The sequence below is a fragment of the Lentzea sp. NPDC006480 genome (assembly GCF_040611995.1).
Classification (GTDB): Bacteria; Actinomycetota; Actinomycetes; order Mycobacteriales; family Pseudonocardiaceae; genus Lentzea.
In genome coordinates, this window is sequence record NZ_JBEXPJ010000002.1 from 20,273 (window position 1) to 40,400 (window position 20,128).

Sequence of the window (20,128 nt, forward strand, 5' to 3'; positions counted from 1 at the left end):
AACCGACCCAGAACTCAGCCAACACGGTGCAGCCAGGTCACCGGCGCGCCGTCTCCCGCACGCCGGAACGGTTCCAGCGCGTCGTCCCACGCCGCGCCGAGCAGTTCATCGACGCCGTGAGCGAAGGATTCACCGCCACGAGCCCTTGCGGCCAACGTGCGCAACTGGTCCTCGTTCACGACTATGTCGCCATTTGCCGAGGTCCGCGCGTGCCACAGGCCCAAAACGGGCGCGAAGCAGAAGCGCTCGCCGTCCTGACCGGAGGAGGGTTCCTCGGTCACCTCGAAGCGAAGCATTGGCCACGCGCGAAGCGCAGCCACGAGTTTCGCGCCGGTACCTGCGTCACCGGTCCACGCGCATTCGGCGCGCAACTGGCCTGGTGCCGCGGGTTGCGCTGCCCATCTGAGGTCGACTCGTTCACCGAGGGTGCCCGAGATCGCCCACTCGACGTGCGGACAGACCGCAGACGGCGACGAGTGGACGTAGACCACGCCACTGGTGCTGCCACGGGTGCTCACTGCTGACCTCCGCTACTCGACGAGGGACGTCTTCCCCTACGCCTTTGCCGAGTGAGGTGATCACCGTGATTCCCGTTCGCTGCATTCTGCCTCGACTTGAGGCATGTCCGCCATAAGAACCAGCTCGATCATCACCCGACCGGGGCAGATACAGGTCTTAAGTCCCGATCTCCCCGGCCGAGCGATGCGTGATCGTGATCTACAGAGCGTTTACCGCGGCCACGACGTCGACTAGGCCGGTGCCCTTGTCGAACGACGTCGTGTACGGACCCACCTGCTGGTAGCCCGTGCCGTACTTGTGGGCAGAGGACTTCAGCGCCCGCTCGATGTCGGCGGGGGTCGCGGAAGGCTTGGCCTGGAACAGCTGTGCGACGATGCCGGCGATCTGCGGCGCCGCCATCGACGTGCCGCTGATCGTGTTGTACGTGCCGAGGTCGAGCAGTCCGGGCCCGTTCTGCGGGGCCAGGCCGGTGGAGCAGATCGGCAGGTACAGGCGGCAGGCGGAGACGATGTTCTCGCCGGGAGCCGAGATGTCCGGCCAGGTCGAGGGATCCGTCTTCAGGCCGCGCGACGAGAAGTCGGACAACGTGCCGTCACGGGTGCCCGTGCCCTGGTCGTTGTACGAGGCCGCCGAGATCACGCCGGGCGTCTGGTCCTGGCCGGGCGGGTTCGACAGGTTCGCCGTGCCGTCGCCGCCGTCGTTGCCGTTCGCCCACACGACGACGACACCTTCGGCCACGAGCTGGCGCTGCAGCTTGACCGTCACGGACTCGGGGTCGAACGCACCGCCGCCGGTCGGACCGTAGGAGTTGTTGATCACCTTGATCGGCGGGCACGTCGACGCCGGCACCCCGGCACCGCACGGGGCGTTGTGGTTCTCCAGCACCCAGTTCAGGGCCGCGTCCGCGCCGAGGATGAGGATCGCCGCGCCGGTCGAGATGACCACGCCCTTCGCACCCGGCGCCGAACCGCCGACCACGGTGCCGTCGGCGAGCTGGTACGGCGTGCCGATCGCGATGCCGGTGACGTGCGTGCCGTGGCCGCCCAGCGACGTCGTGTCCGTGTCGATGATGTTCGGCACCGCCACGATGCAGCTGGTGTCCGTCGAGTTGTCGGCGACGCACAGGCTCTTCAGGCTGCGGACGATCTTGCCGCCCGCGAACGCCGGGTGCGTCGGGTCCACGCCGGAGTCGATCACCGCGACCGAGACGCCCGCGCCGGTCAGCCCGGACGCCTGCTGGGCCTCCCGGCTGCGCGTGGCCGCGGTGCCGGACGAGCCCAGGAACTTGGCGGCCTTGGCCAGCTCGACGTTGCTGACGCCCGGCTTCGTGCGTGCGGAGGAGATCTGCGTCGTGGTGCCGCGAGCGGCGACCACGCCGATCTTGCGGAAGCTCGTGAGCTTCTGCAGGCCGGCAGCCTCCACCGCGCGTTCGGCGGAGGCGAGATCAGTGCCGTGGACGTAAACCGTCGAGGTCGCTTGGGCAGCCCCGACAGGGGTAGAGGCAGCCACGAGCACTACGGCGAGCAAAGCGGCGCGTTTGAACATGGACCCTCCGTGAACATAGGCAGGCAATCCATCTAACGAGTGATCCACATACCGGTGACGGGTGTCACGCAACGTCTCGACTGGGTGCGTTCGGCCGACCCCGGACCGCTACCGTGTCCACCCGTGCGGAAAGGTGGGGACTCGTGCGGTTGATCCGTCTGGGCGCTGAACCCTCGGCCATTGGGGCGGACGTCCGTGCCGCGCTGACGGCGATCGGCGCCGGAACCGGGGTCCTCGGCGGCGTCGCGCTGATCGGCGTCCAGCCACCTGACTGCCCGGTGCCGCTGGACGCGATCGTCGTGCTGCCCAAGGGCGTGCTGGTGATCGTCGGCGTCGACCTGCCCGACCCGGCGGTGAAGCTGGAGGCGCCGCTCGGCGGTCAGTGGAAGATCGACGGGTGGCCGCTCGTCAGCCAGGACGGCGCGCCGAACCCGGCGACCGAGGCGGTGGCGGCGGCGACCGCGGTGGCGCAGCGGATCCAGGCGATGCGCGCGGAGCCGTTGCCGGTGAGCACGGTCGTGGCGGTCGGGCCGTTCGTGAGCCAGGTCGTGCAGCCCACGTCGGATCTCAACCGCGGTGTGCGCGTGCTGCATCCCAAAGTGTCCACTTTGCTCTCCGCGGCCCGTGAGCTCGCCACGTCGTCGGTGCCGTGCACGGCGGATCACGCGGTGAAGCTGCTCGCGATCCTGCAGACGACCGGGACTCCACCGGACGCGCGGATGTTGCTCGCCGAGGGGTTCAGCGACGCGGTCTCCCCCGATCTCGCGGCCGCGCACACGATGCTGATCCCCAAGGTCCACGCCCGGATCCCGATGCCGCGCAAACGCTTGCCCACCAAGGCGGTGTACCTGGCGCTGGGCGGTCTGGTCGCGCTGCTCCTCCTCATGTGGCTGCTGGTGGCGTTGCCCGGTGACGACAAGCCGGCGGACGCGACTCCCACGCCGTCCGCTACGCAGCCGACGACGGTGGTCGTGGACGGCACGACGTTCGTGCCGAAGGACACCAGGAAGGACAAGGACTGCCAGGCGCAGGCGTTCGGCGACGTGAAGGCGTGGCTCATCGCGAACGAGTGCGCTGAGCTGCAGCGCGCCACCTACGAGACGACCGTGCAGGGCAAGCAGGCCACGGTGCTGGTGGCGGACCTCGACCTGCTGGACGTGCCGAGCGCCGCCGCGTTCCACAAGGTCGTCGCCGCGCCCGGTTCCGGCGGCGTGAACGGGCTGGACGGAAAACCGGTGCCGAACGCGACGTTCTCGGCCGGGGTCAAGGGCACGCGCGTGCAGCTGACGTTCGTGGTGTGGTCCGGCGGCGCGGGCGACCCGGCGCTGGACCCGATCGCCAAGCAGGCGTTGCGGCTGCCGACCGCCCGGTAGAGGGTGGAGGCATGGTCGGACAACTTCGTTCTGTCGTGCTCGACTGCCCGGACCCCTCCGAGCTGGCGTCCTTCTACGAGAAGCTGCTGGGCGCCGAACGCCTCGCCGGCGGTGACGACACGTGGGTGGTGATCGTCGCTTCCGGCACGCGGATCGCGTTCCAGCTCGCGCCCGAGTACCAGCCGCCTGTGTTCCCCGATCCGCACGGTTCTCAGCAGTTCCACCTCGACGTGCTGGTCGACGACATCGAGGAAGCCGAGCCGCGCGTGCTGGAACTCGGGGCTCGGTTGGTGCAGAAGGACAACGACGACACGTTCCGGGTCTACGCGGACCCCGTCGGGCATCCCTTCTGCCTCGTGTGGCTTTCTTGATCGAGGCCTAATGTGGGCCGCATGGACTTCGACGTCATCGTCATCGGTGGTGGGCCCGTAGGTGAGAACGTGGCGTGGCGGACGGCCGCGGGAGGCCTGTCCACCGCCATGATCGAGAAGGAGCTGGTCGGCGGCGAGTGCTCGTACTGGGCGTGCATGCCGTCGAAGGCGTTGCTGCGGCCTGGTCACGCGCTCGCGGCCGCCCGGCGCGTGCAGGGTGTGCAAGCGGGTTCGCTGGACCCCGCCGAGGTGCTGGCGCGGCGCACCAGCTTCACGTCCAACTGGGACGACTCCGGCCAGGTCAAGTGGGCCGAGTCGGAGAACATCACGGTCATCCGCGGTGATGGCGAGGTGACCGGCGAGCGCGAGGTCACGGTCGGCGGGGAGGTCTACCGGGCACGTCAGGCTGTGGTGGTGGCCACCGGCAGCGTGCCGAAGATGCCGCCGCTGGACGGCATCGCCGACACTCCTGTGTGGACGTCGCGCGATGCCACCTCGGCACGCGAGGTGCCGGACTCGCTGGTCGTGCTGGGCGGTGGCGTCGTCGGTGTCGAGATGGCGCAGGCGTGGGCGCGGCTCGGGTCGAAGGTGACGCTCGTGGTGTCGGGCGACCGGCCGTTGCCGCGGCTGGAGGAGTTCGTCGGGCCGCTCGTCGTCGAGGGTCTGCGGGAAGACGGCGTCGAGGTGCTGCTGAACGCCCGTGCGTCGGCGATCGCGCCGGGTGCGCTGACGTTGCGGGACGGCCGGGTCGTGAAGGGCTCGGAGATCCTGGTGGCGACCGGACGGGTGCCGGCGACCAAGGACGGCAAGCCGCTGACCATCGACGACTCCGGCCTGGTGTCCGGAGTGGACGGACGCTGGCTGTACGCGTGCGGTGACGTCACCGGGCGGGCCCTGCTGACGCACCAGGGCAAGTACCAGGCACGGGCGGTGGGGTCGGCGATCCTGGAGCGGTCGCGCGGGTTCGAGCCCAAGCAGTGGTCGGCGGGACAGGCGTGGGCGGACCACGTGGCGGTGCCGCAGGTGGTGTTCACCGACCCCGAGGTGGCGTTCGTCGGCCACACCGCGGAGGAGGCACGCGCGGCCGGGCGCGAGGTCAAGGTGGTCGACCTGGACATCGCGGTGGCCGGCTCGTCGCTGCACGCCGACGGGTACAAGGGCAAGACGCGCATGGTCGTGGACGAGCGCACGCGGACGCTGGTCGGCGTCACGTTCGTCGGCCAGGACGTCGCCGAGCTGCTGCACTCGGCCACCGTCGCGATCGTCGGGGAAGTCACCGTGGACCGGTTGTGGCACGCGGTGCCCTCGTACCCGACGATCAGCGAGGTGTGGCTACGGCTGCTGGAGGCTTACGGCCTCTGAAGCCGGTGGTTCCAGAACTGCTCCGAGCATGCCGGTGAGCAGCTCGTTCGCCGTGCCGACCACGTACGCGCGGTCGTCGGAGTCGACGCGTTCGGCGAGCTTGAACAACGCGTCCGCGGTCTGCACGGCGATCCGGAAGGTGAGCATCACCGGGGCGTCGCCGTGCGCGCCGAACCGGTTGACGAACATCTCCGCCAGCCGTTCGGCCATGAGCTCGTACTGGTCGACGCTGGAGTCGAGCCGGTGGCTGTCCAGCATGTCGCTGAACCGCACCCGGCCGAAGCCGGGCACGTCCGTCAGCATCCTCATGTAGACGCTGACGATCTGCGTCATGGCCTCGCGCCACGTGTCCGCGATGAGGTCCGTGGCGAAGAGCTCCTCGACCTCGCGGAGATAGGTCTCCATCCCGCGAAGTGCCAGCGCGTGGACAACAGATCGTTTGTCCGGGAAGTACTGATAGAAGGAACCAATGGGCACACCGGCCACATCGACGATGCGCGCCGTGGTGATGTCGTCGTAGTCGTATTCGTTCAGCAGGCTCGCACAAGCGTCCAGGATCGCGGAGACAGTAGCCGCGCCACGCTGTTGCACCGGCTGTCGACGCATCACCCTGGCTAACCTGCCTTTGGCCGGGTCTTCATGCACGCGAACATCTTTATCCATACGACCCGCCAAGCCCAAGCACAGGTTCCCGACAGGTTTCAGCCTGGATCTCCACGTCGTTTGCGATGAACTACCCAACCGAAGTCCACAACGCAGACAACGGCGAGTAGTAAAAGGATGATCCCGAGCGGGACGAGGTCAGCTCTGAGCGCCAGCCACCCGGCCACCGAGTTGAAGACCAGGCCGAACCCGGCGAGCCACAACCGCAGCGTCAGCGCACTGCGCGGGGGTGCCGGGGGTGGCAGGTAGTCGCTCACGTCACCCGGTTTCCCTCAGCAGGGGCGTCTCAACCCGTCGCAGAGGCCTCGGAGGTTTCGTCACATAGGGCCTAACGAGACGCGTCAGGGCCAGACCAGGAGCGATGAGCGGGACCACGGCGGTCAGCACGGCGGCTGTGATGCCGGCTCGCATCACGTCCCCGGGCATGACGGCGATCTTGTCGACGACGAACGCCCGCCGCCCGGCCAGTGACACGACCGCGAGGATGATCAGGAACACGACCATGCTGAGCATCGCGCGCTGGACCGCGTGTTCGTATCCGGCTGCTTCTCCTGCGATCAGCACCGCGAGCCAACCGGCGAGCGCGGGCAGCTGACCCTGCTCGGTGGTCGCGGCCCAGCTCAGGCCACCCAGGGTGGCGAGCCAGGCGAGAACGCTCGCACGCTCCTGCACCCAGACGGATGCCGCGTCGAGGGGAATACCGGTCCAGGCGAGTACGCCGAGCGGGGTGAGGGGTGTGTCGGCGAGTTGGCCGAGCACCCAGGCGAGCGTCCACGCGGACAGCAGAACCGCGAGGACGAGCTGCCACCTCGGCCGGCGCACCACGCAGCGGGCGAGCCGGGCGATCTCCGCACGCGTCATACCCCCACCATGCCGTTTCCAGGTGGTTTGCGGAGAAACGTCACCCCAACGCTCACCCTCCTGGACCTCTCGCAGGCGGGTTGATCACACAGCGCAATCCACGATCGGGGGACAGATCTTTTCTATGCTGAGCACATGAGCATTGATCAGCTTCTGCGGCTGCCCAGCTACCTGATGCTCCAGCTGGTCAGGGAAGCCCGCCGGCTGGCGCGGGGCGACCTCCGCCCACCGCACGTGACCGTGCTGGCGTTCCTGGCCGAGCAGGAGGCGGTGGCGCAGAAGCGGATCAGCGACGGCGTGCGGATGGACCCCAGTGATCTGGTGTCGGTGCTCGATGATCTTGAGGGGCGCGGGTTCGCCCAGCGCAAACGGGATGAGCGGGACCGTCGCCGCTTCACCGTGTCGATCACCGACGCAGGTAGACGGGCCCTGCACTCGCGGCTGGAGGCGGCTCGGGCGCACGAGGAGGAGCTGCTGGCGCCGTTGACGTCGCAGGAGAGGGTTGAACTCACCACACTGCTGCGGAAGGCGTACCTGCATCACGCTGATTTGCGTGTAGATTAGTCAGTCTGCGCTCACACGAACGGAGTGCGGGCAGGGAGATGTGGAACGGGATTAAAACCCGACGCCGCATTGTATCGAGAAATGAGGCAAGTTGTCAAGCCCCTCCGATGACCTCCGGCTCGCCGAAATGGAGCCGGAGCAGGAATACGTGGCCATGTTGTACGGCCGGCTCGACGACCTCCGTGAACAGACGTCGAAACGACTCGCACAATCGTTGCGACAAACTGGCGGCACGCACCAGATGCGGTCAGAGCGCGACACCTCGGTCGCGATGTACACAGATCAATTGGCTCAGTACAGCGCGGTGGAGAACGGGCTCGCGTTCGGGCGGCTCGATTTCCACAACGAAGACCGCTTCTACATCGGCCGAATCGGTCTGTTCGACGAGGACAAGGAATACGAGCCGCTGCTGATGGACTGGCGCGCGCCCGCCGCCAGGCCGTTCTACCTCGCGACCGCCGCCTCGCCCGACGGGGTGCGCCGCCGCCGGCACCTGCGCACCCGCTCGCGCAAGGTCATCGGCCTCGACGACGAGGTGCTCGACATCAACTCGGCCGACGTGTCCCGCAGCGAGTCGCTGACCGGCGAGGCGACACTGCTCGCCGCGCTGAACGAGTCGCGCACCGGCCAGATGAGCGACATCGTCGCGACGATCCAGGCCGAGCAGGACGTCATCATCCGGTCCGAACTGAACGGGGTCGTCGTCGTGCAGGGCGGACCCGGCACCGGCAAGACCGCCGTGGCCCTGCACCGCGCTGCATACCTGCTGTACACACACCGTCGACAGCTGGCGAAACGCGGCGTGCTCGTGGTCGGCCCGAACACGACGTTCCTGCGATACATCAGTCAGGTCCTCCCGTCGCTCGGCGAGACCGGCGTCCTGCTGTCCACAGTCGGCGAGCTGTATCCCGGCCTGACCGCCACCGGTCGCGAGTCGGCCGAGGCGGCGGCCGTGAAGGGCCGCATCCAGATGGCCGACGTGATCGCCGCGGCCGTGCGCGACCGCCAGGAGGCCCCGGCGTTCGTCGAGATCCGCTTCGACAACGACACGCTGCGCCTCGACCGCCGCGCGATCGCCGAGGCACGCGGCCGAGCCCGTCGGACCCGTCGCGCACACAACGAGGCCCGCCGCACGTTCGCCCGCGAGATCGTCTCGACGCTGGCTTCGATGGTGGCGTCTCGGCTCGGCGGACATCTTCTGGACAAATCCGACATGGACGACATCCGCCGCGAACTCCGCGAGTCCCCGGAGGTCCAGGCCGCCATCTCGTCGCTGTGGCCGGTCCTCACCCCGTTCTCGCTGCTCTCCGAGCTCTACGCGAACCCGAAGCGCCGCAACCGCGCCATGTCCAAGTTCACCCGCGAGGAACGCGACCTGCTCCAGCGCACCACGGACGACTGGACCCCGGCCGACGTCCCGCTGCTGGACGAAGCGGCGGAACTGCTGGGCGAGGACGACACCGAGGCCAAAGCGCGCGCCGAACGCCAGCGCCGCCAGGCCATCGAGTACGCCCAGGGCGTCCTCGACATCCTCGACCTGGAGGACGACGCCGACCCGGACATCCTGATGGCCACGGACCTGATGGACGCCTACCGCCTGGCCGAACGTCACGGCGTCGACCGCTACGAGACCGCGGCGGAACGCGCCGCCGCCGACCGCACCTGGACCTTCGGCCACATCATCGTGGACGAGGCCCAGGAACTCTCGGCCATGGCCTGGCGCACCCTGATGCGCCGCTGCCCTTCGAAGTCCATGACGGTCGTGGGCGACATCGCGCAGACCGGCGACATCGGCGGCGCCACCTCGTGGGACACCGTCCTGTCCCCGTACGTGCAGAACCGCTGGCGTCTCACCGAACTGTCGGTCAACTACCGCACCCCGGCCGAGATCATGGAGGTGGCCGCGGACGTCCTGGCCTCCGTCGACTCGTCCTTGGTGCCGCCGACGTCCGTGCGCGAAACCGGTGTGCCGCCTTGGGTTTCGCGCGTTCCATCTCTGGTCTCCGAGCTCCCGTCGCTGATCTCCGACGAGGTCACTGCAGTCGGCGACGGCAAGGTGGCGGTCATCGTGCCGGCCGCTCTGCTTCCGTCCGTCGGTTCAGCTGTGGTGGCCGCTGTGCCGGGGTCGTCCATGGGCAACGACCTGGAAGAGGCTCAGGTCGTGGTGCTCGGGGTGACCGACGCCAAGGGTCTGGAGTTCGACTCGGTCGTCGTGGTCGATCCGGTTGGAATTCTTGAGGAGTCGCCGCGTGGCGCCTCGGACCTGTACGTGGCTTTGACCCGCGCGACGCAACGGCTCGGCGTCGTGCACACCGGCACGCTGCCGGACATGTTGTCCCGCTTGAAGGACTGAGGCCGGCTGTCCTCCTCCGCGAAACGATCCCGGCCTGCTCGACGACAGGCCGGGTGACGCGGAGGGGGACGCTTGCCCAGCATCGAGTCAGCGGTCATCCGAGTGGTTGCCGATGTCAGCGAGTCGCTCGCGGACCGGCTGGCCGCCACGCTGGAACCTGAGCCTGTCGAGTTCTCGGTTCCCCGAGCAGAAGAACTCCTTCAGACTCTCGGTGCCGACGCCGAGAAACTGCTGCACTACCTCGACTCTCTCGACTTCGCAGCCGTAGCGGCCCAGTGCCGCATCCGTCCCACGCTGGGAGATGACGCGGAAAACCAGGTGCGGCAAGGCCTTCGGCTGGCCGGCCTGCCGGAGGCGCTCCTGGAGCAGACCTCTCGCGTAGTCCATGACACGCTCATCCTGGCGTGCGAGGAAGTCGCACCGCTGTTCGGACGGCACAACGGGCGCATCGACCAGATCGACATCGCCGCCTCGGCCGCCACCAGCAGCCGCATGCTCGGGCGGCTCAAGTCGCTCACCAGGTTCCGCGCCTTCGCGGCCCGCATGTGCGACCAGGTCGCAGCACTGCACAACAGCATCCGGCTGCCGCACATCGGCGTCAGCAGGGCGGTGCGCTACAACCAGCTCTACGTACGTCCGGACATCATCTCCGACGACCAGTTCCGGTTGGGCGCCCCCGGCGACCGCACGGTCATCCTCGGCGATCCGGGCGCGGGCAAGTCGACGCTCGCGGCCAAGTTCGCCCACGACATCGCCCGCGACGGTTCGGGCCGAGTGCCGTTCCTGGTGGTGCTCAGGGAGTTCACCGGCACCTTCGACCAGGGCGGTCATGATCTCCTGCACTACCTGGAGATGGTGAGCCAGGCGCCGTACAACGTCAAAGCTCCCCCGGACGCCGTCGAGTACCTGCTGCGCACGGGACAGGCCGTCGTGGTGCTGGACGGACTGGACGAGGTGGTGCAGACCGAGCTGCGCCGCCGGGTCGCGGCGCTCGTCGAGGGCTTCGCGCACCTCTACCCGTTGGTGCCGATCGTGGTCACGGCACGGCGGATCGGGTACGAGGAAGCACCTCTCGACAAGGACAGGTTCGCGACCGCGCACATCCAGGAGTTCTCCGACGAGCAGGTGAAGACGTACGTCCGCCGGTGGTTCGTGCTCGACGAGGCCACCTCTCCGGCCGAGCGCAAGCGGCTCACCGACTCGTTCATCGAGGACAGCGACCAGATCGTCGAGCTGCGCAGCAACGCGCTGCTGCTCGCCTTGTTGTGCGCCATGTACTCCAGCGACCGCTACCTGCCGCGGAACCTCGCCCAGGTCTACGAGCGGTGCGCGGTGATGTTGTTCGAGCAGTGGGACGCCAAGCGCGGAATCCCGCTGCCGCTCAAGTTCCACGGCCGGCTGCGCGGCGCGGTCCAGCACCTGGCCTGGACGATGTTCACCGCACCGGAGTCCGGCCGGGCCCAGTCGCGCACCAGGATCGTCAACATCCTGACGCGATACCTGGAGGACAAGCTCGACGACCACGACGAGTCGATCGCCACCGCGGAGCAGTTCCTCGCGTTCTGCACCGGTCGTGCCTGGATCCTCACGGACGTGGGCGCTACCGACACCGAACCCCAGTTCGGTTTCACGCACCGGACTTTTCTCGAGTACTTCGCCGCCGAGTACCTGGTGCGGACTCATCGCACCGCTGCGGATCTGTGGGAGGCCCTGCGTCCGAACATCGGCCAGTGGGAGGTCGTGGCGCAGGTCGCGTTGCAGCTCTACGACCGCAACGTCGAGGGCGGTGCCGACGAGCTCCTGACGGAGGCGGTTGCCGCTGGAGGTCTGGACTTCGCCGCCAGGTCACTGCACCACATGCATCCCAGCACCCGGACCGTCCGGCGGATCGCCGAGGAGGCTCTGCGGCAGTCGGTTCTCCTGCCTATCGACCACAGAACCCAGATCGGCCTGGCCACTTCTACCACGAGGATCTTCGACGGAGCGCTGTACACCTGCATGTACGGCTGCTCACCCACGAACCTGTCTGCCGTCGAGCACACCGTGCAGTCCGGCTTGGCGACGTTCCTCGAACGCGGCGAACCCGGCGCGATCGTGGTGCTGGAGTTGATGTGCAGCACCGACCCTGAGGTCGACAGCGACCCCTGGCCCGGCATCCGGTCAGAGCTGGCGGTGAAGCACGCGGTCAGGATCAGCGAATCGACCACGTCGTCCCCATGGGGCGCAATCGGTCTATCCCACGATGCCGAGTCCCAGAGACAGATCATCCAGCGGTTCGGGGCACGCGCCATCTATCTGAACTGGAGCTACTACAACATCACCCTCCACAGTCTGGGCGTGAGGCACCTGAATGGAGCCGCTGCACCGCACACGACGCAGTCGGCCGAACTGCTCGCCACAACGCTGGCAGAACAGCCCACGCCGTGGGCACGCTTGGACGAGTTCAAGGACGCCGAACGGATGTTTGACAAAATCGGCGAGGCCAGCAGCCTCACGCTGATGCTGTCACTCCCGTTCCTCGAGTTGGCAACCAGCGGTCGGTCCAGCTTCACATGGCCTCAGTCGTACTCCCGACTCCGGCAAGGCCGGTCGGAGCCCAGCGATCGCAACGCCGCTTTGCGGTGGCTGGAACTCGCGGAGCTGCATGCCGTCGTACGTGAGTTCCTCGACCGCTGGGTGCGCGGCGAGATCAGCGTGACAGCAGAACCCCCAGAGCCGCCGCAGGAAGACCAAGAGCAAGACTCACCAGAACGTTGAGCAGTGCCAGGCGGTACTTCCCGGCTTCCAGCAGCTTCACCGTCTCGTAGCTGAACGTCGAGTACGTCGTCAGCCCACCGCAGAACCCCGTCCCGAGCAACGGCATCCAGTCCGTGCCAACGAAGAACCCGATCAGAAAGCACCCCACGACGTTGACCGTCAAAGTGCCCCAAGGGAAGTCGGACTCGTGCTTCGACTGCACGAACCGGTCCAGCAGGTACCGGCAAGGAGCACCCAAAGCCGCGCCGAGGAACACCACAAGCGCTGTCATCGCGTCACCCGCAGCCCGAGAAACGCCGCAGCCACAGCGCAAACCGGCGTCAGCAACAAGAACACGGACCACGACAGCGCGTACGACGAGAAGGTCGTGAACCCGCCGAGAAGCCCCACCCCGAAGAAGGCGCGCACCAACGGCCGAGGCACCAGTCCCATCAGCACCCCGATGAGGAACGACCCCAGCACGTTGATGACGAACAGCCCGAGAGCACCCGGCACCGCCAACGACAACCCGTACCGCGCAACACCTCCGAGGCCGCCGCCCAGTGACACCAAAGCCACGAACGGCAAATGCAACTCAGTGCGTTGAGCCGGGACGTGCAGGTCGACGTCCGGGTCGACCGGCTCAGGTGGGTTCGGCAAGGTGCTCAACCAGGTGGTCGAGGGCCTTCAGCGCGCGCACGACGTCCTCGCGCTCGGAGGCCTCCAGTTTGCCCAGCGCGGCGCCGATTCTCTTCTCGTGCTCGCGCTGCCAGACGAGCAGCTGTTCGTGTCCACGGGGTGAGACGGATAGTCGTGCTACCCGCCTGTCCTTGGGGTCTCCGCCGCGCACGACGAGGCCTGAGTCGATCAGTTGGGACACCAGGCCGGAGACGGTGTTGGGGGCCAGGCGAAGGGCAGAGGCAAGATCGCCGACCTTCATCGGCGGGCGTTCCGCGAGGGTCTGCAGCAGCTCTACCTGCGCCATCGGCAGGGATTCCCAGGGCCAGTCCGCCCGGATGCTCGTCCGCAGCGCCCGGCGCAGGCGAGTGACGACGTCGGTGAGCGTGCGGGCTTCGTCTGACATGCGGAAATCTTACTGAACACGCATCAATAGCTCTGGGTCAGATATAATCTGGATACGATGAACTGGTTCGTCACGGAGTCACCCAGACCGGCGTGGATCGTCCGCCGGTCTTACGCGCCGTGGCTGGTCATCGCGACGGTGTGCTTCGGGGCGTTCATGGGGCAGTTGGACGCCTCGATCGTCACGCTCGCGTTCCCCGCGATGAGCGACCACTTCCGAGCGGATCCCGAGTGGATCTCGCTCAGCTACCTGATCACGCTCGTGGCGCTGCTCGTCCCAATGGGCAGGATCGCGGACCGGCTCGGTCGCAAGATCGTTTACATCTACGGCTTCGCGGTGTTCACGGGCGCGTCCATCGCGTGTGTGTACGCGCCGGGTTTTGACGCGCTCATCGCGGCCCGCGTCGCGCAGGCGGTGGGCGCGGCGATGTTGCAGGCCAACAGCGTCGCGCTGGTCACCACCGCGGTCGCGCCCGGGCAACGGCGCAAGGCGCTCGGCATCCAGGCCGCCGCGCAGGCGACGGGGCTCGCCGCCGGGCCGTTGCTCGGCGGGTACCTGACCGAGCACTACGGCTGGCAGGCCGTGTTCGCGATCAACGTGCCCATCGGGATAACGGCCATGATCGCGGCTCACTACCTGCTCCCCCGCACGAAGACCAAGCCGGAGAAGGCGAGCACGAACCGGAAAGTCCTGCCAGGCCTCACCGGCGTGCTGCTCACGTACGCCGCCTTGTTCGCGCCGATGACGTTGCTGCCGTTCACCATGAAACAACCGTTGGCACATATAGGACTCACGACCGCGGCCCTGCCGCTGGGGTTCGCCCTCGCGGCGACGACGCTCCACAAACCGGGCATCAGGACGGGTGCGCTGATCGCGGCGTCCGCGCTGATCATGCCTGTGCCGCAAGTACTTCAGCTGGCCATCGCGGGCATCGGGCTCGGGATCATCGCGCCCGCCTGCACGAAACGGGTCATGAGCGCGTTGCCCGAGGCGTCGGCGGGGGTCGGGAGCGGGCTGGTCAACGTCGCGCGAGGACTCGGGACGGCGCTGGGGGTCGCGGTCGCCACCGCGCTGATTCACACTTTCCAGTGACAGCAGCGGTTTGTGATAGGCCAAAAGGGCTCCACCCCTGCCGCACGCGCGTGGCGTCTCAGTAGCCTGGGCGCATGTCTGAGCGGATGAGCTGGGTTCCTGAAGGTCTCGACACGGGGAAGCCGAGCGCGGCTCGTCTCTACGACTACCTGCTCGGCGGCGGGCACAACTTCGCCGCGGACCGGATGCTGGCCGAGAAGTTCCTGCAGGCACAGCCGAACGCGCGCACGATCGCGCGGCTGAACAGGGCGTTCCTGCGCCGGGCCGTGCTGTTCATGATGGACAACGGGATTCGCCAGTTCCTCGACCTGGGCAGCGGCATCCCGACCGTCGGCAACGTGCACGAGATCGCCCAGAAGGCCGACCAGGAGGCCCGCGTCGTGTACGTGGACTTCGAGGAGGTCGCGGTCGCGCACAGCCAGCTCATCCTGGAGCAGGACCCGCGCGCGACGATCATCCAGGAGGATCTGACCAAGCCCGCCGCCGTGCTGAAGGCCGCAGGTGAGAGCGGTCTCCTCGACTTCGCGCAGCCCGTCGGCGTGCTGACCGTGGGGGTCTTCCACTTCGTGCCTCCGCAGGCCGATCCGCGGGCGATCGTGGCCGCGTACCGCGATGCCGTGCCGATGGGCAGCTACCTCGCCTTCTCGCAGTTCACCCAGGACCTGCAGCCCGAGGAGATGGCCGGGGTCGTCGAGGTCATGAAGAAGAGCCAGAACCCGATGTTCCCGCGCACGAAATCCGAGATCGAGGGGGTCTTCGGCGGGTTCGAGCTCGTCGAGCCCGGCATCGTGCCGCTGCCCTTGTGGCACCCGGAGGGCACGAACACCGACGATCCGGACAAGGCGGGCATCTACGCTGCCGTAGGCCGTAAGGTCTAGCAGCGTTGCGGATGTTGGCCACGGGGCAGTGAGTCCGTACGCTCTGTATGCAGAATGGAACTTCCGGAGCTCGCCGCCCGCTGGATGAACGCGTTGACCCCGACCGCGTACATCCCGCTGTCCCACGCCGAAATCGAGCAGGCTCTGCTCGATTCGCTGGTGGAGTTGCCGGAGTCACCTGAATCGGTAGCAAATCGATTGGTGTCACTCCACGCAACCGGCCCGGACTCGTTGCGTGCCACGATCGAAGTGCTGTCGCCCACCTTCGAGCTACCTCTGCTCGCCAGGTTGAGCTCCGCGTACGCACAGGCCATGCGGATGGACGCGTTCGACCAGCAGGAGCAGATCAAGGTCGCGATCGTGCGGGCCAAACAGCGGGTCGAGCGCACGCTGAAGGTCAGCGAGGCGCGGTTCCGGGAGGTCTTCGAGTCCGCCGCGCTGGGCATCGTGATCACCGACCTCGCCGGCCGGTGCGTCGAGGCGAACGACACGCTCGCCGAGATCGTCGGGCTGGAGTCGGGTGCGGACCTGAACGACCGCGACCTCACCGACTTCTACCACCCGGAGGACGTCGCCGCCCTGGGCGCTCAGTACCGGAAGGTGCGGGAAGGGCACGTCGACAGGTTCCGCGACCAGCGCAAGCTGATCCGGGTGGACGGTGAGCCGGTGTGGGTGTACCTCGCGGTGTCGCTGCTGCGCGACGCGGACGGCGAACCCACGCACCACGTCACTATGGTCGAGGACATCAGCGAGCTGCACCTGTTGCAGCGCAGCCTCGATCACCAGCTGCTGCACGACTCGCTCACCGGCCTGTCGAACCGCCAGCACTTCGTCACGCAGGTGGAGCGACGCGTCCCGAACGACCCGATCACGTTGTACCACTTGGGTTTGGACGCGTTCTCGGTCGTCAACAACGGCCTGGGCCACGAGACCGGCGACAAGCTGCTCAAGATCGTCGCGGCCCGGCTCGGCAGGCTGGCCGGCGAGAAGAAGGCCGTGCTGGCCCGGATCGGCGGCGACGAGTTCGCGATGATGACGATCTCCGACAACGTCACCACGACCATCGAGGAGATCCAGGAAGTCCTCGCCGAACCGACCTTTGTGGACGATCACGGCATCGCGCTGTCGGCCAGCATCGGGGTGGTGGACCGGCCCGCCGCGTTCACGACCACGGCCGAGCTCATGCGGTGTGCCAATGCCGCGCTGCGCCAGGCGAAAGCGCGCGGCAAGCGGCAGTGGGCGTTGCACGACCCGCACGACGACGCCCGCCGCCGCGGCAAGTACGCGCTGGCCGCGTCCATGCCGGGGGCGTGGGAGCACGGCGAGCTGGAGATCGTCTACGCACCGGTGCACGATCTGGAGTCGCGCGAGGTGCTCGGCGCCGTCGCCCGGCTGCACTGGGACGACCTGAGCCACAACGACATCATGGCGCTCGCCGACTCGACCGGGCTGTCGCTGCCGATCGGCAGGTGGCTGCTGCGCGAGGCGTGCGCACAGGCCGCCAGATGGGTGCGGGAGTTCGGTGAGAGGGCGCCCACTCTGCACATCTCGCTGGGCGCCTTGCAGTCGCGCGACGAGGACCTGGTCGCGGACGTGAAGCGAGCGCTCGACGAAACGGGCCTGCCACCCGAACGGCTGCGGATCTCGCTCGACATCTCCTCGGTCCTGGCCGGCGACGACAACGCCGTGGTGCTGCACGACAGCGGCATCGTGACGGCGCTCGACGGGTTCCACGGCGGGCACGACGAACTGGCCGTGCTGACCGAGGTGCAGGTCCGCGCGGTGATCACCCGCGCGCCCGCCCCGAGCGCGGACTCCCCGCTGCACCAGGCGATGCGCGACTTGATCAAAACCGTGCACAGCTTCGGCGTGCGGTTCGGCGTCGACGAGGTGCACACCGTCGAGGACGCCGAGTACTGGCGTTCCGCGGGCGCGGACGGCGTGATCGGCCTGCTGCCCGCGCTCTCCGCCGACGAGGTGACCGAACTGCTGACTACAGCTGCTTCACCGCCGCTAGAAGCTTCGTGAGCGAGTCCTTTGCGTCGCCGAACAGCAGCGTCGTCTTGGGGTTGTAGAGCAGCTCGTTGTCCACGCCCGCGAAGCCCGGCCGCATCGACCGCTTCATGAACACCACGGACTTCGCGCGGTCGACGTCGAAGATCGGCATGCCGTAGATCGGGCTGGTCGGCTCGTCCCGCGCGCCCGGATTCACCACGTCGTTCGCGCCGACGACCACCGCGACGTCGACCGACGTGATGCCGGGGTTGACGTCGTCGAGCTCCTTGAGCTGCTCGTACGGCACATCGGCCTCCGCCAGCAACACGTTCATGTGCCCGGGCATCCGGCCCGCGACGGGGTGGATCCCGTACGAGACGGACACCCCCCGGCGTTCGAGCTGCGCCACGAGCTCGCGCACGGCGTGCTGCGCCTGTGCGACGGCCAACCCGTATCCGGGCACCACGACGACGTTGTTCGCGTACCCCAACAGGATCGCGACGTCCTCGACCGTGCCGGACTTGACCGTCCGCTGCTCTTTCCCGTGCGCCACCACGGCGGAAGCCTTGAACGCGCCGAACAGGATGTTCGCCAGCGAACGTCCCATCGCCTGCGCCATCAACCGGGTCAGGATCGTGCCGGACGCGCCGACCAGCGTGCCCGCGACGATCAGCAGCGTGTTCGCCAGCACGTAACCGGAAGCCGCCACCGCGAGGCCGGTGAACGCGTTCAGCAACGAGATCGCGATCGGCACGTCCGCACCACCGACCGGCAGCACGAACAGCACACCGAGCGCGAGCCCGACCGCGGCCAGCAGCCACAGCAGGAAGCCGTTCGGTGTCGCGATCGTCAAGGCGCACAAGGCGACCGCCGACACCCCGGCCGCGATCGCGAGCTGTTGCCCGGCCGGCAGCAGCACCGGCCGCGTCGTCATCAATTCCTGCAGCTTCAGGAACGTGACCACCGAGCCCGAGAAGCTGACCGAGCCGATCAGCACCGTGAGCACGGTCGCGAGCAGGTACAGGAAGCCCGGGTCCCGCACCGCGAAGAACTCGGCGAGAGCGACGAGTGCCGCAGCCGCGCCACCGACTCCGTTGAACAGAGCGACCATCTGCGGGATGGCGGTCATCTTCACCGACCGCGCGGCCGGGATGCCCACCACCACACCGAGAGCGACCGCGATCAGGATCCACAGTCCGTTGTGGACGACGCCGTGCAGGTACGCGGTGACGACGGCGACGAGCATGCCGAACGCGCCGATGAAGTTGCCGTAGCGCGCGTATTTGGGCGAGCTCAGGCCTTTCAGCGCCAGGATGAAGCACAGCGCCGCGACGAGGTACATCAGCTGGACCGTCATCGGCGGAACATCTCCAGCATCCGGTCGGTCACCACGAAGCCGCCGACCACGTTGACCGTGGCCAGGAACACCGCGAGCAGCCCGAGCACCAGCTCCAGCGTGCTCTCGGCGGACCCCGTGATCAGGATCGCGCCGACGAGGATGACGCCGTGGATGGCGTTCGCGCCGGACATCAGCGGCGTGTGCAGGATCGTGGACACCTTCGAGACCACCTCGAAGCCCACGAACACGGCCAGCACGAAGATCGTCAGCAGGTCGATCACGGCAACTCCTTGCGGATCTGACCGTCGTGGGTGAGGCAACAGCCGTCGAGCACCTCGTCGTCGAGATTCGGCTGCACCACACCGTCCACGATCATCAGCTTGAGCAGGTTCAGGACGTTGCGCGAGTAGAGGCGGCTCGCGTGCACCGGCATCGACGACGGCAGGTTCAGCGCGCCGTGCACGAGCACCTCGCCGACCCAGGTCTCCTGCCCCGCAACGGATCCCGCGTAGTTGCCGCCGGACTCCGCGGCCAGGTCGACCACGACCGATCCTGGTGCCATGGCCTTGAGCATGTCGGTCGTGACGAGCACCGGGGCCTTGCGGCCGGGGATCGCGGCCGTGGTGATCACGACGTCGGACTGCGCGACGTGCTCACCGATGAGCTCTCGCTGGCGTTCCAGGAACTCCTCGGACTGCACCGACGCGTAGACGCCGGACTGCGTCTCCAGGTCGAGCTCCAGGAACTTGGCCCCGAGGCTGCGGACCTCCTCGCCCGCGGCCTTGCGGACGTCGTAGGCCTCGACGACCGCGCCCAGCCTGCGCGCGGTCGCGATGGCCTGCAGGCCCGCGACTCCCGCGCCCAGCACCAGCACCTTGGCCGGCGGCACGGTGCCGGCGGCCGTGGTGAACATCGGCAGGAAGCGCGGTAGTCGTTCGGCAGCCACCAGAACCGCCCGATAACCGGCGACGAGTGCCTGCGAGGACAGGGCATCGGCGCTCTGGGCACGCGTGACCCGTGGCAGCAGGTCGAAGCTGAACGACGTGACGCGCCGGTCTTTGTAGACGTCGAGCAGCTCACGCTCCTGAGCGGGCTGCAGGAAGCTGATGGTGACGGCGCCGGGTTTGAGCAACCTGGCCTGGTCGATGGTCAACGGCTGCACGGACACGACGACATCGGACTCGGCCGTCGGATCCTCGGCCGTCACACTCGCCCCGGCCGCGCGGTACGCGGCGTCGGGGGCGTGGGCGTGACGGCCTGCGCCTTCCTGTACGTGCACGGTCAATCCGGCGTCGACCATCGGCGATACCGTTTCCGGTACGCAGGCGACACGGCGCTCGGCGGGCCGCGACTCTGCGGGTGTTCCCACTCTCACCGTACGCACGTTACGCGA

General features: G+C 67.9%; 20 protein-coding genes. 9 read left to right on the forward strand and 11 right to left on the reverse strand.

Annotated features, from left to right (window positions below; genetic code table 11):
- Nucleotides 1–14: 14 nt before the first annotated feature.
- Together ABZX92_RS01300 and ABZX92_RS01305 are read right to left on the reverse strand one after the other, a co-directional pair.
- Complete coding sequence (locus ABZX92_RS01300) at nt 15–518, reverse strand: DUF3145 domain-containing protein (RefSeq protein WP_355552178.1); 504 nt, start codon at nt 516–518, stop codon at nt 15–17.
- 199 nt (nt 519–717) lie between these two features.
- On the reverse strand, nt 718–2,064 hold the full coding sequence (locus ABZX92_RS01305; RefSeq protein WP_355552181.1) for a S8 family serine peptidase: 1,347 nt from the start codon (nt 2,062–2,064) through the stop codon (nt 718–720).
- 143 nt (nt 2,065–2,207) lie between these two features.
- On the opposite strand from ABZX92_RS01305, the gene ABZX92_RS01310 reads away from it, so the two are divergent.
- From ABZX92_RS01310 to ABZX92_RS01320, 3 genes are read left to right on the forward strand one after another with little or no spacing between them, the layout of a single operon-like run.
- A complete protein-coding gene (locus ABZX92_RS01310; RefSeq protein WP_355552184.1) occupies nt 2,208–3,437 on the forward strand; it encodes a hypothetical protein in 1,230 nt (409 codons plus the stop codon).
- 11 nt (nt 3,438–3,448) lie between these two features.
- Nucleotides 3,449–3,808, forward strand: coding sequence for a VOC family protein (locus ABZX92_RS01315; protein WP_355552187.1), 360 nt, complete (start codon nt 3,449–3,451; stop codon nt 3,806–3,808).
- A 21-nt stretch (nt 3,809–3,829) separates the two neighbouring features.
- A complete protein-coding gene (locus ABZX92_RS01320) occupies nt 3,830–5,170 on the forward strand; it encodes an NAD(P)/FAD-dependent oxidoreductase (RefSeq protein WP_355552190.1) in 1,341 nt (446 codons plus the stop codon).
- On the opposite strand, the gene ABZX92_RS01325 is transcribed toward ABZX92_RS01320, so the two are convergent.
- The 3 genes from ABZX92_RS01325 to ABZX92_RS01335 form a co-directional block, all read right to left on the reverse strand.
- Nucleotides 5,141–5,776: a TetR/AcrR family transcriptional regulator gene (locus tag ABZX92_RS01325; RefSeq protein WP_355552193.1), complete on the reverse strand. Its 636-nt coding sequence runs from the start codon at nt 5,774–5,776 to the stop codon at nt 5,141–5,143. The genes ABZX92_RS01320 and ABZX92_RS01325 overlap by 30 nt on opposite strands.
- A gap of 95 nt (nt 5,777–5,871) precedes the next feature.
- A complete protein-coding gene (locus tag ABZX92_RS01330) occupies nt 5,872–6,090 on the reverse strand; it encodes a DUF6343 family protein (RefSeq protein ID WP_355552196.1) in 219 nt (72 codons plus the stop codon).
- A gap of 1 nt (nt 6,091) precedes the next feature.
- A complete protein-coding gene (locus ABZX92_RS01335) occupies nt 6,092–6,694 on the reverse strand; it encodes a hypothetical protein (RefSeq protein ID WP_355552199.1) in 603 nt (200 codons plus the stop codon).
- A 135-nt stretch (nt 6,695–6,829) separates the two neighbouring features.
- On the opposite strand from ABZX92_RS01335, the gene ABZX92_RS01340 reads away from it, so the two are divergent.
- The 3 genes from ABZX92_RS01340 to ABZX92_RS01350 all read left to right on the forward strand — a co-directional run bounded on the left by ABZX92_RS01340 (nt 6,830) and on the right by ABZX92_RS01350 (nt 12,368).
- Nucleotides 6,830–7,258: a MarR family winged helix-turn-helix transcriptional regulator gene (locus tag ABZX92_RS01340; RefSeq protein WP_355552202.1), complete on the forward strand. Its 429-nt coding sequence runs from the start codon at nt 6,830–6,832 to the stop codon at nt 7,256–7,258.
- A gap of 127 nt (nt 7,259–7,385) precedes the next feature.
- Nucleotides 7,386–9,611: an AAA family ATPase gene (locus tag ABZX92_RS01345; protein WP_355552606.1), complete on the forward strand. Its 2,226-nt coding sequence runs from the start codon at nt 7,386–7,388 to the stop codon at nt 9,609–9,611.
- Nucleotides 9,612–9,683: 72 nt separating this feature from the next.
- Nucleotides 9,684–12,368, forward strand: a complete 2,685-nt coding sequence (locus ABZX92_RS01350) for an NACHT domain-containing protein (protein ID WP_355552205.1) — start codon at nt 9,684–9,686, stop codon at nt 12,366–12,368.
- Here the strand turns inward: ABZX92_RS01350 and crcB are convergent.
- From crcB to ABZX92_RS01365, 3 genes are read right to left on the reverse strand one after another with little or no spacing between them, the layout of a single operon-like run.
- A complete protein-coding gene (crcB, locus tag ABZX92_RS01355) occupies nt 12,301–12,639 on the reverse strand; it encodes a fluoride efflux transporter CrcB (protein WP_355552208.1) in 339 nt (112 codons plus the stop codon). The genes ABZX92_RS01350 and crcB overlap by 68 nt on opposite strands.
- Nucleotides 12,636–13,007, reverse strand: a complete 372-nt coding sequence (locus ABZX92_RS01360; protein ID WP_355552211.1) for a CrcB family protein — start codon at nt 13,005–13,007, stop codon at nt 12,636–12,638. Before ABZX92_RS01360 ends, crcB begins: the two co-directional genes overlap by 4 nt.
- Complete coding sequence (locus ABZX92_RS01365) at nt 12,991–13,431, reverse strand: MarR family transcriptional regulator (RefSeq protein WP_355552214.1); 441 nt, start codon at nt 13,429–13,431, stop codon at nt 12,991–12,993. The genes ABZX92_RS01360 and ABZX92_RS01365 overlap by 17 nt, the downstream gene beginning before the upstream one ends.
- A 57-nt stretch (nt 13,432–13,488) precedes the next feature.
- On the opposite strand from ABZX92_RS01365, the gene ABZX92_RS01370 reads away from it, so the two are divergent.
- The 3 genes from ABZX92_RS01370 to ABZX92_RS01380 all read left to right on the forward strand — a co-directional run bounded on the left by ABZX92_RS01370 (nt 13,489) and on the right by ABZX92_RS01380 (nt 17,429).
- Nucleotides 13,489–14,523 (forward strand): MFS transporter, encoded by a 1,035-nt coding sequence (locus ABZX92_RS01370; RefSeq protein WP_355552217.1) that lies wholly within the window; start codon nt 13,489–13,491, stop codon nt 14,521–14,523.
- A 74-nt stretch (nt 14,524–14,597) separates the two neighbouring features.
- Nucleotides 14,598–15,401 (forward strand): SAM-dependent methyltransferase, encoded by an 804-nt coding sequence (locus tag ABZX92_RS01375; protein WP_355552220.1) that lies wholly within the window; start codon nt 14,598–14,600, stop codon nt 15,399–15,401.
- Nucleotides 15,402–15,455: 54 nt separating this feature from the next.
- Entirely contained in the window at nt 15,456–17,429 is a 1,974-nt protein-coding gene (locus ABZX92_RS01380; protein ID WP_355552223.1) for a diguanylate cyclase, read from the forward strand.
- Here the strand turns inward: ABZX92_RS01380 and ABZX92_RS01385 are convergent.
- Genes ABZX92_RS01385 through ABZX92_RS01395 form a run of 3 tightly spaced genes read right to left on the reverse strand, consistent with a single transcriptional unit; the run spans nt 17,395 to nt 20,119 of the window.
- Nucleotides 17,395–18,753, reverse strand: coding sequence for an NAD(P)(+) transhydrogenase (Re/Si-specific) subunit beta (locus ABZX92_RS01385; RefSeq protein ID WP_355552226.1), 1,359 nt, complete (start codon nt 18,751–18,753; stop codon nt 17,395–17,397). The genes ABZX92_RS01380 and ABZX92_RS01385 overlap by 35 nt on opposite strands.
- A complete protein-coding gene (locus ABZX92_RS01390; protein WP_355552229.1) occupies nt 18,750–19,016 on the reverse strand; it encodes an NAD(P) transhydrogenase subunit alpha in 267 nt (88 codons plus the stop codon). The genes ABZX92_RS01385 and ABZX92_RS01390 overlap by 4 nt, the downstream gene beginning before the upstream one ends.
- Nucleotides 19,013–20,119: an NAD(P) transhydrogenase subunit alpha gene (locus ABZX92_RS01395; RefSeq protein WP_355552232.1), complete on the reverse strand. Its 1,107-nt coding sequence runs from the start codon at nt 20,117–20,119 to the stop codon at nt 19,013–19,015. Before ABZX92_RS01395 ends, ABZX92_RS01390 begins: the two co-directional genes overlap by 4 nt.
- Nucleotides 20,120–20,128: the final 9 nt, after the last annotated feature.